The 15,566-nt window shown below is 51.9% G+C and carries 15 protein-coding genes and 1 riboswitch; of the genes, 14 read left to right on the top strand and 1 reads right to left on the bottom strand.

The genetic code is table 11. The annotated features are described in order from the left end of the window. Positions 1 to 28 precede the first annotated feature (28 nt). The 8 genes from HQN90_RS27955 to HQN90_RS27920 all read left to right on the top strand — a co-directional run bounded on the left by HQN90_RS27955 (position 29) and on the right by HQN90_RS27920 (position 9,589). Positions 29 to 3,061: a HEAT repeat domain-containing protein gene (locus HQN90_RS27955; RefSeq protein ID WP_173224992.1), complete on the top strand. Its 3,033-nt coding sequence runs from the start codon at positions 29 to 31 to the stop codon at positions 3,059 to 3,061. A gap of 40 nt (positions 3,062 to 3,101) precedes the next feature. Next, complete coding sequence (locus HQN90_RS27950) at positions 3,102 to 3,539, top strand: ATP-binding protein (RefSeq protein ID WP_173224990.1); 438 nt, start codon at positions 3,102 to 3,104, stop codon at positions 3,537 to 3,539. Continuing rightward, positions 3,536 to 3,871, top strand: coding sequence for an STAS domain-containing protein (locus tag HQN90_RS27945; protein WP_173224987.1), 336 nt, complete (start codon positions 3,536 to 3,538; stop codon positions 3,869 to 3,871). The genes HQN90_RS27950 and HQN90_RS27945 overlap by 4 nt, the downstream gene beginning before the upstream one ends. Positions 3,872 to 3,925: 54 nt before the next feature. Further along, entirely contained in the window at positions 3,926 to 5,311 is a 1,386-nt protein-coding gene (locus HQN90_RS27940) for a PP2C family protein-serine/threonine phosphatase (protein ID WP_173224984.1), read from the top strand. Positions 5,312 to 5,437: 126 nt separating this feature from the next. Continuing rightward, complete coding sequence (locus HQN90_RS27935) at positions 5,438 to 6,358, top strand: eCIS core domain-containing protein (RefSeq protein WP_173224981.1); 921 nt, start codon at positions 5,438 to 5,440, stop codon at positions 6,356 to 6,358. Beyond that, on the top strand, positions 6,358 to 8,370 hold the full coding sequence (locus tag HQN90_RS27930; RefSeq protein WP_173224979.1) for a hypothetical protein: 2,013 nt from the start codon (positions 6,358 to 6,360) through the stop codon (positions 8,368 to 8,370). Before HQN90_RS27935 ends, HQN90_RS27930 begins: the two co-directional genes overlap by 1 nt. Before the next feature lie 13 nt (positions 8,371 to 8,383). Further along, complete coding sequence (locus tag HQN90_RS27925; protein ID WP_173224976.1) at positions 8,384 to 8,902, top strand: YbjN domain-containing protein; 519 nt, start codon at positions 8,384 to 8,386, stop codon at positions 8,900 to 8,902. A 429-nt stretch (positions 8,903 to 9,331) separates the two neighbouring features. Then, positions 9,332 to 9,589 carry a hypothetical protein gene (locus HQN90_RS27920; protein ID WP_173224973.1) on the top strand — a complete coding sequence of 86 codons (258 nt, stop codon included), beginning with the start codon at positions 9,332 to 9,334 and terminating at the stop codon, positions 9,587 to 9,589. Positions 9,590 to 9,757: 168 nt separating this feature from the next. Here HQN90_RS27920 and HQN90_RS27915 read toward each other — a convergent pair whose 3' ends face one another. Beyond that, a complete protein-coding gene (locus HQN90_RS27915) occupies positions 9,758 to 10,729 on the bottom strand; it encodes a bile acid:sodium symporter family protein (RefSeq protein ID WP_173224970.1) in 972 nt (323 codons plus the stop codon). A 155-nt stretch (positions 10,730 to 10,884) separates the two neighbouring features. Continuing rightward, a riboswitch (TPP riboswitch) is annotated at positions 10,885 to 10,983 on the top strand. 113 nt (positions 10,984 to 11,096) lie between these two features. Here HQN90_RS27915 and HQN90_RS27910 point away from each other — a divergent pair. The 6 genes from HQN90_RS27910 (at position 11,097) to thiE (ending at position 15,560) form a co-directional block, all read left to right on the top strand. Next, positions 11,097 to 11,717 carry a thiamine phosphate synthase gene (locus tag HQN90_RS27910; protein WP_173224967.1) on the top strand — a complete coding sequence of 207 codons (621 nt, stop codon included), beginning with the start codon at positions 11,097 to 11,099 and terminating at the stop codon, positions 11,715 to 11,717. Further along, positions 11,718 to 12,941 (top strand): glycine oxidase ThiO, encoded by a 1,224-nt coding sequence (thiO, locus tag HQN90_RS27905; protein WP_173224964.1) that lies wholly within the window; start codon positions 11,718 to 11,720, stop codon positions 12,939 to 12,941. Then, positions 12,938 to 13,141 (top strand): sulfur carrier protein ThiS, encoded by a 204-nt coding sequence (gene thiS, locus HQN90_RS27900; protein WP_173224960.1) that lies wholly within the window; start codon positions 12,938 to 12,940, stop codon positions 13,139 to 13,141. Before thiO ends, thiS begins: the two co-directional genes overlap by 4 nt. A gap of 5 nt (positions 13,142 to 13,146) precedes the next feature. Then, positions 13,147 to 13,914 carry a thiazole synthase gene (locus HQN90_RS27895; protein ID WP_173224957.1) on the top strand — a complete coding sequence of 256 codons (768 nt, stop codon included), beginning with the start codon at positions 13,147 to 13,149 and terminating at the stop codon, positions 13,912 to 13,914. Between the two features lie 129 nt (positions 13,915 to 14,043). Beyond that, positions 14,044 to 14,916 (top strand): bifunctional hydroxymethylpyrimidine kinase/phosphomethylpyrimidine kinase, encoded by an 873-nt coding sequence (gene thiD / locus HQN90_RS27890; protein ID WP_173224954.1) that lies wholly within the window; start codon positions 14,044 to 14,046, stop codon positions 14,914 to 14,916. Beyond that, positions 14,913 to 15,560 (top strand): thiamine phosphate synthase, encoded by a 648-nt coding sequence (gene thiE / locus HQN90_RS27885; protein WP_173224951.1) that lies wholly within the window; start codon positions 14,913 to 14,915, stop codon positions 15,558 to 15,560. Before thiD ends, thiE begins: the two co-directional genes overlap by 4 nt. The last annotated feature ends 6 nt before the right edge of the window (positions 15,561 to 15,566 follow it).

The raw sequence follows: 15,566 nt of genomic DNA, 5'->3' as shown, positions 1-15,566 counted from the left end.
TGATATGCAAGGAAGTTTAACCGGATGGATGGGACTACGTACAGAAGACATGCGCAAACTTTGGATGATGCTGCCAATTTTCTATTTTAGCGGGATTGCCGAATCCTTGAACTATACAGCTTTCATGGCGCTTTTTAACCAAAGATTCGGCGTGCAGTATTTGCCTTATATCTATATTTTTGAAGCGGCCATCATGCCGCTCGAGGGTTGGCTTTTGGCCAAATTGGCGAATCGGCTGCCCAAAGCGAAAATGATGACCACACTTTACCTGATAATGATTGGGCTTTTAGCAGTGAATGGAGCGGTATTGCTCGGATTTAAGGCAGGCGGCATTGATTTCCGATACTATTATCCTATTTTATTTCTGTCTTCGAACTTTGTTGTTCGGCAGTTGACGCTTTTGCTTTGGAGCACAGCTTTTGACTTGTGTCCAACGCAGCAAGCGAAGCGGATGATGCCCGTGTTTATCGCTTCTACGACAACAGGCGGGATTACGGCTGGGCTACTTGCCCATCAAATCGGTAAGCTGCTGGGGACGGAAGCCGTGTATGCGCTAGCTCCGGTGTTAATGGTGTTAGGGTTTGTGTTTTTCCGAAAAGCATTAGCTCGCTATTTAGTGCCATTGACGTTGAAGGAAGATATCCGATTGAAGACGCAAAGTGTTGCCGAACCCAAAGAAGAGACGCAGCTTCCAGCAGGCTATTATGCCAAACAGATGCTGCGCAGTCCGTTCCTGCTTTGCGCGGTTGCTTTGATGACGCTGATGCCAGCCGTCTACTTTATGATTGAATACCAATACTTTACGGCTGCCGAGGCCAAGTTTCCGGTTGAAGGAGATTTGACTTCGTTCTACGGCTTAATTACAGCGATCCAGTTCACATTCTGCTTGCTCCTGCAAACGGTGTCTACGCGACTAATGAATTGGCTTGGCGCAAGCAATATGCTGCTCGCGATTACCGTTGTTTTCTTCGGGGGCTTTGGCTTGACGGCTATGTTCCTGAACCAATCTCTTGGAATTTTCATGGTTTCCGGTTTCTATGCCATTTTCTATATCTTGCTGTACTACATAGCGGAGCCTTGTTATCAACTGTTCTTCAAAATGATGCCGATCTCCAAAAGGGATGGCTACCGCTATTTTGCTCAGGGTGTCGCTGCGTCTGGCGGCATTCTGATCGGTTCCTTGCTTTCACTTCTGCATTCCTTTGGCTTGCTGCAGCTGTCTCCTCTGGCTTGGCTGGGAGTGGCAGTAGCTGCAATTCTCGTTGTTGTTGCTTGGTTTGGCAGAAATCTGTATGTTCGTGAGTTGGTGAAAAGTGTGCAATCGTTGCACGCCGATCTATCGGAGATCGCAGGCTCCTTTATTGGGGGCATCCGCAGCTCCAAAGCTTTATCTGCGATGCTCGGTTATCTAAAGCACCCCAACGATTACGTGCGGGAGCTCGCGCTAGAGGTGATCGGGAAAGCGAAGGATTCCGCATTTCTGCCTCATCTCATCGGCATGATCGGCGAGGAAAGCTCACGAATCCGTCTGGCCGTGCTAAGAGCCATGAATCTGCAAGGCGCTACGATACAAGATCTCGTGCAAGTCGCTTCCTTCTTGGAGGATGAAGACCCGGAAGTACGGGCGGAATGCGTGAAACTCATATCCAAAGCGACGCATTTGCGCAGCCAATCCCATTTCTTCATTCGTGTGAAGCTGCTGGATAACCATCCGAAAGTGGTGCACGAGGGCGTTAAGGCGCTTTATGCGCTGGAAAGCGAAGAAAGCTATCAAGCTTGTGACGAAGCGATTATCAAAATGCTCGACAATGGCGGCGAGTGGGCCGTCTACGGCTGTCATACGGTCGCCGATTTGAAGCTTCATACTTATGCGGCATGGGTCTTGTCTTTGCTGGATGATCATCGTCCGGCAGTCAAGGTTGCTGCCGCCCATTGCATTGGACAGCTCCAACATGTGGAGGCTATTCCTTTCCTCCTCACGATGGTACCTCTTGCGGATCAAGAGATGCGCAAAGCGATACTGCAAGCATTCGTGGATATGGGCGAGAAAGCGTTGCCTGCCTTGTTGGCATACGTGAACCACGCGAATCCCTTTATATGGAACGCAGCTGTGACGGCGCTCGCTGAGCTGCTTGATGAAAGCATGCTGCGCAAGCAGCTTGTTGATCCCTGTGTAGCCCGCATGCTGGCATCCACGCAGGAAAGAGCATTGCCTGCAGCACTGAATGAGCTGGGGATGAAAGGATTGGCGGAGCTTGCGAGCCAGCGCTGCGCAGAGCTGCACCAAGCGCTCGTCGGAGGCGCTTGGGCGGTGATGGCGAAGTTCGCAGACGAGCGTGTGGTTGCAACTCTCCGCGAAGCTACGGAGGATGAAAGCGACGAGGTTCGCGATAACGGGCTCGAAGTGCTTGCTGAGGGGTTAGGTGACCGCCGTTTAGCGCTAGCCTTGCTGGAGCTGCTGAAGCAAGACTCCGCAACCCATAGCTCGGTCAAGCAAGAGCCATTGCTTATTTTGCAAGAGGCGAAGTCATGGTCGGATGATTGGCTCAAAGATATTGCCAGTTACGCACTAAGTTCATTGGAGCGTGTTGATATGAGAGAAGAACGCAAGTTTTTAACGATGCTGGATAAAGTTATTTTTCTGAAGCAAGTGTCTTTATTCGCGGATCTTTCGGTGGATGAGCTTGGCTTGATTGCCGGTATTGCTACAGAAGAAGTGCATGAAGATCTGACTTATCTGCTGCGTCGCGGGCAAAGCAATGCAGCGATGTATTTGATTATTGAAGGCAACGTAGAGCTGAGCAACGAGACGGGGGAAGGGGAGACCGGAACGATCGGTGTGCTTGGACCCAAACAAGCTTTGGGTGAAACAACCGCCTTGGACGGTTCGCCATCTTCGATTACGGCCCAGGTTATTTTTGATGAGGTCCGTGTGCTAACGCTGCAAGGGGAAAGCTTGTCTCGTTTAGTGAGACTGTATCCGGAGATTGGGATTGGGCTGCTGCATGCTTCAAGCGCCAGGGTGAGATTGCTGGAAAACATGCTCCTCAAAATGGCGTAAGTTCGGCTGGCGTTTAACTTTCAGCAAAGGGGCGACAAGCATGACCGTCGAGAGTATCAGGCTAAGCAATGATCTGAAGGAGCTGCAGCGGCTGGGTGCCTTCTTGCAAGAAATATCCGCGAGGATGGATCTTGACCAGATGACGCTGTATCGCTTGAATTTGGTCTGCGATGAGCTGGTGACGAACATTATTCTCTATGGATATCCAGAGGATGCGCCAGTGGCCCAAGCGATACGGGTCGATATTGGGAGGGTTCGAGAAGGCTGGGAGCTGCGCATTACAGATCGTGGCATCCCGTTCAACCCGTTGCTGAAGTCTGCTCCGCGTGTCGATTTGAGTGTTGACGAACGCGATATCGGAGGCTTGGGGATCCATTTTGTCAAGCAGGTTATGGATGATATTCGCTACGAGCGATTGAACAACGAGAACGTGCTTATGATGTTAAAACGACGCGTACAGGAGGAGGAAATATCATGAATATGACGGAACAAATAGTAGGGAATACGGTTCTTCTTGGCTTGAACGGCCGGTTGGATGCGAATACTTCGGCAGGCTTGGAATCTGCTTTCATGAAGCTGGTGGAGCAAGGGCATGGGAAGTTCGTATTTAACCTGCAAGGACTAGAGTATGTCAGCAGTGCGGGTCTTAGAAGCTTGTTGGTAGCGGCCAAAATGATTAAAGTCATTCAAGGCAAACTGGCGCTGGCCCATATGAATGATCATGTGAAGGATGTTTTTGAAATGTCAGGCTTCAGCACTATTTTTTCAATTTACGAAACCGAAGATGAAGCGGTTCAAGCCATTGCCTAGTTGTACATGCCGGCATGCGGCTCAATTCAGTAACCAAAGAAGGAGGCACGCTTTATGAATATCGTCTCAGGTGTGCTCCTTCTGGCTTGCCTTGCGGTTGTTGCCGGCTGGCTGCGCAGCGAGCGAAAGCGCAATTCAGCTGAGATGGAGCTTGGCAGAACGATGCAGCTATTCGATGTCAGCTTGGAAGTGAACTCGACGATTCACAAAGAGGATTTGCTTGTTAAAATCATGGAAACCTCTTCCCGCATCATGAATGCGGAGGCTTCGTCTGTTATTTTGGTCGATGAGGCAAAAGGGGAGCTGTTCTTCGATCTTGCGCTTGGTACCAAAGGCGACGAAGTTCGAGAAATCCGTCTCAAGATCGGAGAAGGCATTGCCGGCTGGGTCGCTCAAACCGGTCAATCCGTCAAGATTGACGATGCGGCGCAAGATGAGCGTTGGTCATCGAAAGTCGCAAAGCGGGTCGATTACCCCACGCGCAATCTGCTTTGCGTTCCGCTTATTAGCAAAGGCAAGATCATCGGTGTGCTGCAGGTGTTGAACAAGCGAGAGGGAGACCACTTTACGGATCGCGATGTACAGCTTCTGGAATCCATCGCCTCGCCGATTGCGGCTTCGCTAGAGAACGCGATGCTGTACGATGCGCTCGAGAAGACGACTGCGGCCAAAGAACGGATGCAAAGCGAGCTGCGCATTGCCACCGATATTCAGATGGGCTTCTTGCCTCGCGGAAGCTTGCTTGTGCCAGATGATTGGAGTGGAAGTCCGGCTGCCATGGCGGAAACACAGGCTTTCATTCGCCCTGCACGTGAAGTGGGTGGAGATTTCTATGACTTTTTTCGCATCGGTGATAATCGGTTGTTTTTCGTGCTCGGGGATGTCTCGGACAAAGGGATTCCTGCCGCTTTGTTCATGGCGGTGACCATGACGCTGCTGAAAGGGAAGATGACCGCCGAGATGACACCTGGAGAGCTCTTGACAGCTGTGAATCAGGAGCTGTACAAGGATGATTCCTCTATGTTTGCAACGATCTTCTGCGGCTTGCTTGATGTTGACACGGGACAATTGCTTTATTGCGATGGCGGTCATTGTCCGCCTTATATTTTGCGGCAGGCTGGGGATGTGGAGCAGTTGAAGGGCATAAAAGGTCTTCCGCTAGGCGTAATGGAGGACATGGCATACAGAGACAATGAAGTCACATTAGCGCTTGGTGATCGCCTTATCCTTTATACGGATGGGATAACAGAAGCAGAGAACAGCCAGCTTGAGCAATATGGCTTCACTCGTCTACAACAGCTATTGAGCCATGAACAGGCAAGTCATCAAACCCGCTTGTTGGAACGCATGGTTGAAGATGTCGATCATTTCACAAGCGGGGCCATTCAATCCGATGATATTGCTGTGCTTGTCGTCGACCGTAAAGCATCCAAAATGTAGCCTCAAACAGATCTAGGTATGATATAGTGAATGATATAGACTTCATGCACTCGGACACGGATATCTAAGGGAGTGCAAGCCCGCATCAATGAGTAAAAACTCAGCAGAAACTATAGGAGGTTCATCATGCCAATGAATCAAACGCGCATCAGCAGGCAGCCAGATACTTCTCTGCAAAGCAATCATCGTACCAAAAGCAGTACGCATGGGCAGTCGCAAGACCTTATGAACATACAAAGAACGATTGGCAACAAAGCAATGGGCAGCATGCTGTCTGTTCAGACGAAGCTAACGGTCGGGCCTGTTGGTGACTCCTATGAGCAAGAAGCGGATCAAGTTGGTAAAGAAGTCGCTGATCATATTGCAGCGTCCGAAAGCGGCGGTTCGTCCAAGCCGGACGTGCAGCGTACGGAGAGTGAAGGCGAGGGCTCGGAGGAAGAAGAGCTGCAGATGAAGCCATCGGCGGACGCGATCCAGCGTACGGAGTCGGAAGAGGACGAGAGCGAGCTGCAGATGAAGCCATCGGCAGACGCGATCCAGCGTACGGAGTCGGAGGAGGACGAGAGCGAGCTGCAGATGAAGCCATCGGCGGATGCGATCCAGCGGACGGAGTCGGAAGAGGACGAGAGCGAGCTGCAGATGAAGCCATCGGCGGATGCGATCCAGCGGACAGAGTCTGAGGAGGACGAGAGCGAGCTGCAGATGAAGCCATCGGCGGACGCGATCCAGCGTACGGAGTCGGAAGAGGACGGAGGGGTAGATGCTTCAATCGAATCCCAGATTAAGTCCAAGCAAGGCAGCGGCAGCAAAATGGATGTGAACATTCAAGCGAAGATGGAATCCGCTTTTCAAAAGGATTTTAGCAACGTTAATATACATAATGATACGGAGTCTACGAAGCTTAGCGCTTCTTTGGGGGCGGAAGCTTTTGCTACGGGGAACGATATCTTTTTTCGTGAGGGACGCTACAATCCAGATACCCGTGACGGTCAGGAATTGCTTGGTCATGAATTGACACATGTCGTTCAGCAGCGAGGCGGGAAATAATGCCACAGGGAAAGCAGCTGCAAGCTAAATCAGCCAGTCCATCACATCAACAAGCCGCTCAATCGCAAGCCGCCCAAACCAGCAGCACAGCGTCCCAAGTGTCTCCTCTATCAAGGGATTTCTTCATGCAAATGCAGCGTACGGCGGGCAACCGGGCAACACAGGCTTATACGAATCAGCTGATTCAAAGGAACCCCACAGCTGCTCAGCAGCAGGTAGTACCTGTGCCTGCGACGACTGCGGCTCAAACGCCAGCGCCTCTGGCAACGACAAGTCCAGCACCTACGCCTGTGACAACGCCTGCTGCAACGCAGGTGCCTAGCGCACAAGTAGTCCCAGGCACGCCAGCGCTGGCAGCGCAAGTAGTTCCGGGTACGCCAGCGCCGGCAGCGCAAGTAGCTCCAGGCACGCCAGCGCCGGCAGCGCAAGTAGTTCCGGGCACGCCGGCCCCGGCAGCACAAGTAGTTCCGGGCACGCCGGCCCCGGCAGCACAAGTAGTTCCGGGCACGCCGGCCCCGGCAGCACAAGTAGTTCCGGGCACGCCGGCCCCGGCAGCACCCGTGACAACGCCTGCGGCTCAACCGGTCTATGGAACATTGGATGCACCGGATACGGCCAGCAGTATCACAGATGCACAGGGTGGAGCGGTTTCAACGTTCAGTGACAGCTTTGGAGCGAGAGCAGATGACCTGAAGGACTCCTATGATAAAACCAGTGACGCCAGTACAGGACAGCAGGCAGCTTCCTTTGGCGCCGTCGCCTCAACCGCTGATTTGGTAGCTGGTCCTTTTCAAATTTTGAACGCTATTCGTGAAACGATGGAAATTTCTGGAGATAGCAGCAGAACCGTGCATAACAAGAACTGGAATTACGCGGCAACAGGATCATCCATGATTGAATCTACAGGTAAAATGGTCAGCGGATCGGCTGGGCTTGTCGATAAAGCTGCGAAGTCCTCCGGGCAAGTGGATGGGGTCGGAGCTTCCTCGGCTGTAAGCGATTATGCAGGGACTGTCGGCGAAGCCATCTCTGCGGTCAAGAGTACGATTATGGCGGTTAAAGGCATTTATGATCTGTACGACAAACACAGCAAAAATGGCGGCTTGGACAAGGGAGAAAAATCCAAAGGCGCCATTGAGATTGTTAGCAACGCCATTTCTGCGGCGCACTCCAGCCTCAAAGTGGCGAAAGGCATTATGGAAATCATGGAGACCGGCGCAGGCAGTTTGACCTCGGTTATTCCTGGTGTTAGTATCGCAGTAAGCGGTGTGAAAATAGCCATTAAAACCGTCGATGTGATCAAAGCAGGGCTGAATCGATCAGCCATGACGACGTTGAAGCGCGAGTTCAAAGGCAAGTATGCGAATGCTTCCTACATCAAGGCCAAGCGCTGGTTCGGCGGGAATGCTGGTGTCGATAAAGTGAAGATGGACTTGCATAAGCAAACCCTTCGGGATAAGATAGCGAATGGCAATGCCCAAGAATCAGCAGATGCCCAGATCGAACTCGATGAAATTATCCAGTATGAGCTAGCCAAAGAGATGAAGAAGATTAACGTGAAGCGCACCACGCGCGGAGGCTTGCAAATCGGACTCGAGTTGACTAAGATTGCGGCAGATATCGCGACCTTGACAGGTGTCGGAGCGCAGGTTGGAACGCCGCTGAAAATTGTGGCATCAGGTGTCGGCGCAGCCATGCCGGTGGTTCGTTCCTTGAAGCAGGCAGGACGCGATCGAGCGGCCAAAGCAGACGCATGGGGCATTACCAAGGCTGTATTTAATGCGGATAAATCAACGGAGAAGAAGCATGCCAAGCGGGTCCAAGATGCTGAGTTAATTCTCGACATGATCCATAAGCTGCCTGCCAGAGCAAGTGCAACGCCGGATGCGTACATCACTGTTGACAGATTTATCGAGGCTGCGGGTGTAAGTACGCTTCAACTGGATAAATATAAAACAGATTTGCCTGAACTGAGAAAATTCCTTGTTGATGCTATGGCTAAACGAGAATAGGAGAAGTGAATAAATGCTGCCTGACCTTGTACATGCTCGTCACTTGGCGCAATTAGGATTGCTGAAAGATATATTGGATGAAACAGGACTAGCCACGAATTTATTGGAAAAATCGGAGGCGATTCCGCTTCACGTTTTGATGGCTGGCTTCCAAGAAGATAAGAAAGGCCGTGAGCGTTTCCTTCACTTTAGCTTTTTGCCGTTAAATGATGAAGAAATCGGCGCCATTCAATTATTGCAAATTTATAGCACGTTGCCCTTTCATCTGCAAGAGGGAAGACGCGGGGAAGTCGCTTCTGTTCTGCTGGAAATCAACACAAGACTCCCGATCGGCCATTTCGGCATCAATGAACAAAATGAACTGCACTACCGATACGTGTACAGCATTCCAGCAACAAGCACCTTTGAAAGCGAAGAGGTTCTGGAAATTCTCAGCTTGTTCGTCTATATGTGCGATATGTTTGCTGAGCATGTGGAGTTGGTAGCTAGCGGCGAAGCTGGCGCGGAGCAGGTTATTCAGGCTTTGCGGTAGGGAATGGCAATGGGAAGAAACCGATTTTATCCGTTAGGATGAGATCGGTTTTTTTAAATATATAAGAGTTTATATGTTTTGGAGTGAGCGCGGAGTTACTCCAGCCGCCTTGTGCGAACAGAGGGAACTCCAGTCCTCTATTCTAGCCAAAAGTATCCATATCGCGGGGGTGAGGGAACTCCAGTCCGCTATTTTGCTGTTTCAAGGCAAATTCAGCGTTTTTCGTGGAAATAAGACCTTGTAGTTCCGCTAATACCATAGCATCCCTGCTATTTGCCTATATAACGTCCTACAGTTCCCTTAACAGGTTTTGTCGCTACTAAGAGCTGATCTCTCAGGGCGGCGAAGCCGTTTTTCTCTAGCTTCCCGATCCAGTGATTGAATCTAAGTATGGTATAATTAAAAAAAGGTTTGGTGGAGGTGACGAGAATGCGATGGGATGAAGTTAGGGAGCAATTTCCAGATGAATGGGTTGTTTGTGAAGCTATAGCCTCTCGTTCCGAAAATGGGTATTGCTATATTGATGAAGTCGCTATAATTGATCGTTTCGAGGACTCTAAGATTGCGATGAAGCGTTACTATGAACTACATCGTGAGGAACCAAACAGAGAATATGGTTTTTTTCATACGTCTCGTGAAACTTTGCAGCTTCGCGAGAAATGGGCTGGCGTTCGGGGGCCTAGATGAATATTGAGGTGATATATGGCTTGCCTTTTGTTACAGTAACAATATGCTTCCGTAACAAAATGCTAGTATTGACGCGTGTATTACTGGATACGGGTTCTGCTGGATTAGTTATTCATTCCAAAGACTTACAAATAAATGTGTCTCGCTAATTTAACCGATCTCACTCCGTTAGGATGAGATCGGTTTTTTTAATGTATTGCTTTTCAAAGCATACCGTCGATTCAATAAATAGCCGAAAAGCGAAGCAAGCGACTGCTGGAATAACATGCCTAATACAACGGGAATCGCCACAGGAGGCGGGAAATAAGCAACGGCGAGGACGGCGCCCGCACTGATATTGCGCATGCCGCTGTTGAAAGTAAGAGCAACAACGACGTCCTGCTCCCAGCGCATCAGCTTGGCGACAAGCCATCCCAGCATATAGCCAAGAGAGGCTATGAATAGAACGAAACCAGCTAAGCCTAGTAATTTAGCATTGAAATCTCGCAAATAGGGGGCAATCACGGAGCTGTTGATAGCGACAACGATGCCCATTGTTATTTTGGAAAAAGGACCGAGACGTCCGCTCCATTTTTCTTTGATCTGGCCTTTGGTCCATTGGTTTAGCAGCATCCCGATTAAAGACGGAACTACGATCATGAAGAAGAGACCTTTCATCATGGCCAAAGAGTCCAGTTGGACTTTCGTGCCGATCAGAGCCGATAAGGTATAAGGAACGACAAAAGGGGAGAGAATCGTGTCCATCAAAATAATGGATAACGTCAGCACAATGTTGCCGCGATAAATCGCTACCCAGACGAAGCTGGTGATCCCTGTAGGTATGGCAGCTGCTAAAATAAGACCCGTTATCGTCAAAGGCTCATCACTATAGACGGCATGTCCAAGTCCTAATGCAATCAATGGCATTCCGACATGCAAGATAAGAAGAGTGGTGATCAGCGGAAGCGGTTGAACGACCACTTTAACAAATTCTTTGAAGCTTGAGCTTATGCTGCCTGAGAAGGTCATGAAGGCAAACAACCAAGGCGATAGGAAGGTGAATCCTGATAAATGACTTCCCAGCAGAACACCAATCAGAACGCTGACGGGTGTGATGAGGGGCAAGATTTTTTCCAGTTGACGATTGAATTGTGACAGCATCTGGATGAACTTCCTTTCAAGTAAGTTGGCTCTGAGTTCTATCAGTCTCCCTATTATAAGAGCTCCTAAGCATAGTGACTAGATGAAAGCGTGGAGGAAACTTTCTGTTTCCAACTGCTGGATGACGTGCTATGATAAATAACAATTGAATATCTAAGTATCCCTAGGGGCGCCGTAAGGCTGAGACAGAGTTATCTGAACCCTTTGAACCTGAACTGGGTCATACCAGCGGAGGAAAGTGGAAAACGAACATCGGCGCCTCATCTATGCATGTTTATTATGCGGCAACCTACAACCACTTTTCATTGCGAAAAGTGGTTTTTTTGTGTGGTTTTTAGACCTTTTGAACAAAGGAGGGCAATCTTCGATGCCAAAATATGAACTGCATGTTATATCCAATGGAAAACTGGGATGGACGGAGCTGGCAGCAGCAGCAGCCAAGATCCACCCTTATGTGACAGCGATCCATATTCGCGAAAAAAAGAAGTCGATGGACGAGAACTATATCGGTTTGCAGTTTCTGCTGGACAAAGGTATTCCTGCGAACCGTCTTTATGTGAACGGACATCCGTGGATGGCGGCAGCTGAGAAGCTTGGAGGGCTTCAGCTTCCGGGCCAAACGATGCCGCTTCCTAAGATAAAAGGCCTCTACAGCGGCGTACAGCGGATAGGGATATCCGTACATAGTGCGGAAGAAGCGATTCTGCGTGAGCAGGAGGGAGCGGATTATGTGTTGTTTGGTCATATCTACGAGACGAAATCGAAGCTTGGCGTCATGCCAAGAGGGTTAGAGGAGCTGCGTCATGTTGCGGATGGAGTCACACTCCCCATAATCGCAATTGGCGGCATCACACCTGAACGAGTGAGTTCTGTGCTGGAAGCGGGAGCTTCTGGTATTGCGGTTATGAGCGGCATTTGGGAAGCGGTTGACCCTGTAGAAGCTGTGCAGGCCTATGTAAATCAGCTTAAGCAAACGGAGATGAGATAAATGAAGCAGACGAAAGAAGTGATCATCGTCGGCGGTGGCGTGATAGGCGCATCCATTGCCTATTATTTAGCGAAGCGCGGCCAATCCGTAACGCTGCTGGAGCGCAGCAGACTGGGTACCGAGGCCTCGGCCGCGGCGGCGGGTATGCTCGGCGCACAGTCCGAGATGGAGGATACGGGCCCGCTCTTCCAGTGGGCGCGGCACAGTCGAGCGATGTTCCCGAAGCTGAGCGAGGAACTGAAATCACTCACGGGCATCGACATTGGCCTCGTCCGTGAGGGGCTGCTGAACGTCGCGCTCAGCGACGATCAAGAGCTCGAGCTGCGCGCGCGGGAGAAGCTCCAGCGCGCAGCGGGCGAAAGAGCCCAGTGGCTGAGCGCAGCCGCAGCCGCAGCACTGGAGCCCGCCCTGAGCGGGGCGACACGGGGGGCCTTGTACCTGCCGGATGACGGGCAGGTAGAGGCACCGCTGCTGGCGGCTGCATTCGCTCAGGCAGCCCGGCTGCTTGGGGCGGAGGTGCGAGAATTCGCCCAAGTGCAGGCGCTGCTGACAGAGCGGGAGCGCGTCATCGGCGTGATGACGAGCGAGGGTCCGCTTCTGAGCGACCACGTCATTGTAGCGGCGGGCACGTGGAGCGGGCAATTGCTGGCTGGCATCGGTGCCAAGCTGCCGATGTATCCCGTGAAGGGCGAGTGCTTCTCGGTGCTGACACAGAAGCAGGAGCTTAGGAAAACCCTGTTTACACTAGGGTGCTACATCGTTCCTAAAGCTGGCGGGCGACTCTTGGTCGGCGCCACAGTTGTACCGCACAGCTACGATCGCAAGGTGTCGTTGGCAGGACTTGCAGAGCTGATGGATCGTGCGAGGCAGCTCATGCCTGCTCTGGGCGCAGCCGAGTGGGAGAAGGCTTGGTCGGGGCTGCGGCCGCAGACAGCCGATGGGCTGCCGTACATCGGCCGAGTGCCGGGGTATGGTGGTTTGTATGCTGCTTGCGGGCATTATCGCAATGGGATTTTGCTAAGTCCGATTACCGGCAAGGTGATCGCGGAGCTTGTTTTGGGTGAGATGGCGGGAATTCAGCAAGGCGAGCTGGAACTAGGCATGGAACCGTGGCTGGATGCTTTTAGCCCGGATCTGTCAGCAGCATCCAGACGTATTCGTCAGCAAGGGCAAGGGCTATTTTCAGCAACACAAGCAAAGGGAAAGGAGCTGCAAAGCATTTGAAGCTGCACATTAACGGTGAATCTGTGGAAGTTCCGGATAAGATTCGGACCATTGACGAGCTGCTCACGTATTTTGAGCTGGGGGAGAAAATGCTGGTCGTGGAACATAACCACATTATTTTACAAAAGGAAAACCATGCGAAAGCTGAGCTTTTTGAAGGACATCAAATCGAAATCGTACATTTTGTCGGAGGGGGATAATCAACATGTTAAAAATCGGTCCATATGAGTTTCGTTCACGTTTATTGCTTGGCACGGGGAAGTTCCCGGATTTTGATATCCAGAAACAGGCTGTCGCTGCCAGTGAGTCACAAATTTTGACGTTTGCTGTGCGCCGGATGAACATTTTTGAGGCGAGCCAGCCGAATTTCTTGTCGATGCTCGACGTTTCCAACTTCACCCTGCTGCCTAATACAGCAGGCGCCAAAACAGCCGAAGAAGCGGTGCGTATCGCGAAGTTAGCAAAAGCCTCCGGTCTTTGCGACATGATCAAAGTGGAAGTAATCGGCGATGAGAAAACGTTGCTGCCTGATCCCGTTGAAACTTTAAAAGCGTCTGAGATGCTGCTCGAGGAAGGCTTCATCGTGCTGCCATATACGTCGGATGATGTTTTGCTGGCTAAACGTTTGCAAGCACTTGGCGTGCATGCCATTATGCCTGGCGCTTCACCGATCGGGACGGGTCAAGGGATCATCAATCCGCTGAATCTTAGCTTCATCATTGAGCAATCGACGATCCCGGTCATCGTGGATGCGGGTATCGGAGCTCCATCCGATGCTGCGCTTGCTATGGAAATGGGCGCGGATGGTGTGCTGCTGAATACAGCCGTTTCAGGCGCCAAAGATCCGATCAAAATGGCATACGCCATGAAGCTTGCTATTGAAGCAGGACGTGCCGGCTTTGAAGCGGGGAGAATCCCCAAAAAGCGCTATGCTTCGGCGAGCAGTCCGATGGAAGGCTTTAGCCGGGTTTAATAGGTTTGGGGGGGCGAGCTGAGCCTGCCAAAAAGGCATTCTCGGGGCACGAAAGTGTGAAAACGCTACTGAGCCTGTCGAAAAGGCAGTCTCAGTCCATGGGAAATGAAAGCGGAGAGGAGGAGCGAGATGTCGATCTACAAAGCACTGACAATTGCAGGCTCGGATAGTGGTGGAGGTGCGGGAATTCAGGCGGACTTGAAGACTTTTCAGGAGCTTGGCGTGTACGGGATGTCGGTCGTTACGGCTGTGACTGCTCAGAACACGCTTGGGGTTCAAGGCGTTTATCCGATGAGTGTGGAGGCGATTGAGCAGCAGTTGGCTTCTATTGGTGAGGATCTATCGCCTGATGCCTTGAAGACGGGGATGTTGTTCAGCGGTGACATCATCCGAGTCGTCGCTGCTGCCGTGCGGAAGTACAAGTGGGAGCGGGTTGTCGTTGATCCTGTCATGATTGCCAAAGGCGGTGCTTCACTGCTTCAACAAGAGGCGATAGACGCGATGATCCGCTATTTGTTGCCGCTTGCCGATGTGATTACACCAAATATTCCGGAGGCGGAAGCTCTTAGCGGCATTGCGATTACCGACAATGGGTCGCGTCAAGAGGCAGCCCGACGAATTCATGGATATGGCTGCAAGCATGTCATGATCAAAGGCGGACACGAAGAAGACAGCGAGCAGGCGACAGATTTGTTATACGATGGGAAATCGTTTACGGAGTTTTCCGCGCGTCGGTTGGTGACCCGTCATACGCATGGTACGGGCTGCACGTTTGCGGCTGCAATTACTTCTGGGCTGGCGCAAGGTTTAACCATGAAGGCTGGGTTTCAGCTGGCCAAAAGCTTCATTCAGGCGGCCATCGCGGAGCCACTGCATATCGGAAGCGGGCATGGTCCGACGAATCACTGGGCCTATCAGCGCGGCATGAGAGCGTTGTCGAGCGGTGAGCAAATGAATGCGGTGATCATCAACGAAAATGTGGCGCTTCGAGGTGCGCGATGAATAGCCAACAGTTGCGGGACGCGCTGCGTTTGTACTTGGTCATGGGCAGCCCGAACTGCGGCGGGGCTGACCCTTATGCGGTGCTGGAGGCCGCGATTGCCGGCGGCATCACGATGTTTCAGTTCCGCGAGAAAGGCGCCGGAGCCCTGGAGGGGCCGGCGAAGCGCGAGCTGGGCGCGCGGCTGCGCCGCCTTTGCGCGCAGCACAAGGTCCCCTTCATCGTGAACGATGAGGAAGGGCTCGCTCTAGAGCTGGAGGCCGATGGCATTCACATCGGCCAAGAGGACGCCCCAGCCGCCGCTGTGCGGCAGCGGCTGAAGAACATGATCGTGGGCATTTCGGCCCACGACTCAGAAGAAGCCCAGGCGGCGCTGGCCGAAGGCGCCGACTACCTGGGCGTAGGCCCCCAGTATGCCACGCGCACGAAGCTCGATGCGCGTGAGGTTCGGGGGCCGGCCATGATAGAACGGATACGCCGAGGCGGTATCCGGCTTCCGTTAGTCGGCATCGGAGGCATCGATGCCACGAATGCCGCGCCCGTCATTCAAGCCGGGGCGGATGGTATTGCCGTGGTGAGCGCGATTGCCGCTGCAGGCTCACCGCGTGAAGCAGCAGAGAAACTTTGGCGAATTATCAATAGGTAAGAGGGG

It is taken from the genome of Paenibacillus alba (assembly GCF_013204855.1).
Lineage (GTDB): Bacteria > Bacillota > Bacilli > Paenibacillales > NBRC-103111 > Paenibacillus_E > Paenibacillus_E alba.
The sequence above is the reverse complement of the archived record's forward strand: the minus strand, read 5'-3'. Positions and strand labels throughout refer to the sequence as shown.

Coding starts and splice junctions, on each gene's coding strand:
- HQN90_RS27955 (WP_173224992.1), top strand. CDS start 29: ATGGGACTACGTACAGAAGACATGCGCAAACTTTGGATGATGCTGCCA.
- HQN90_RS27950 (WP_173224990.1), top strand. CDS start 3,102: ATGACCGTCGAGAGTATCAGGCTAAGCAATGATCTGAAGGAGCTGCAG.
- HQN90_RS27945 (WP_173224987.1), top strand. CDS start 3,536: ATGAATATGACGGAACAAATAGTAGGGAATACGGTTCTTCTTGGCTTG.
- HQN90_RS27940 (WP_173224984.1), top strand. CDS start 3,926: ATGAATATCGTCTCAGGTGTGCTCCTTCTGGCTTGCCTTGCGGTTGTT.
- HQN90_RS27935 (WP_173224981.1), top strand. CDS start 5,438: ATGCCAATGAATCAAACGCGCATCAGCAGGCAGCCAGATACTTCTCTG.
- HQN90_RS27930 (WP_173224979.1), top strand. CDS start 6,358: ATGCCACAGGGAAAGCAGCTGCAAGCTAAATCAGCCAGTCCATCACAT.
- HQN90_RS27925 (WP_173224976.1), top strand. CDS start 8,384: ATGCTGCCTGACCTTGTACATGCTCGTCACTTGGCGCAATTAGGATTG.
- HQN90_RS27920 (WP_173224973.1), top strand. CDS start 9,332: ATGCGATGGGATGAAGTTAGGGAGCAATTTCCAGATGAATGGGTTGTT.
- HQN90_RS27915 (WP_173224970.1), bottom strand. CDS start 10,729: ATGCTGTCACAATTCAATCGTCAACTGGAAAAAATCTTGCCCCTCATC.
- HQN90_RS27910 (WP_173224967.1), top strand. CDS start 11,097: ATGCCAAAATATGAACTGCATGTTATATCCAATGGAAAACTGGGATGG.
- thiO (WP_173224964.1), top strand. CDS start 11,718: ATGAAGCAGACGAAAGAAGTGATCATCGTCGGCGGTGGCGTGATAGGC.
- HQN90_RS27895 (WP_173224957.1), top strand. CDS start 13,147: ATGTTAAAAATCGGTCCATATGAGTTTCGTTCACGTTTATTGCTTGGC.
- thiD (WP_173224954.1), top strand. CDS start 14,044: ATGTCGATCTACAAAGCACTGACAATTGCAGGCTCGGATAGTGGTGGA.
- thiE (WP_173224951.1), top strand. CDS start 14,913: ATGAATAGCCAACAGTTGCGGGACGCGCTGCGTTTGTACTTGGTCATG.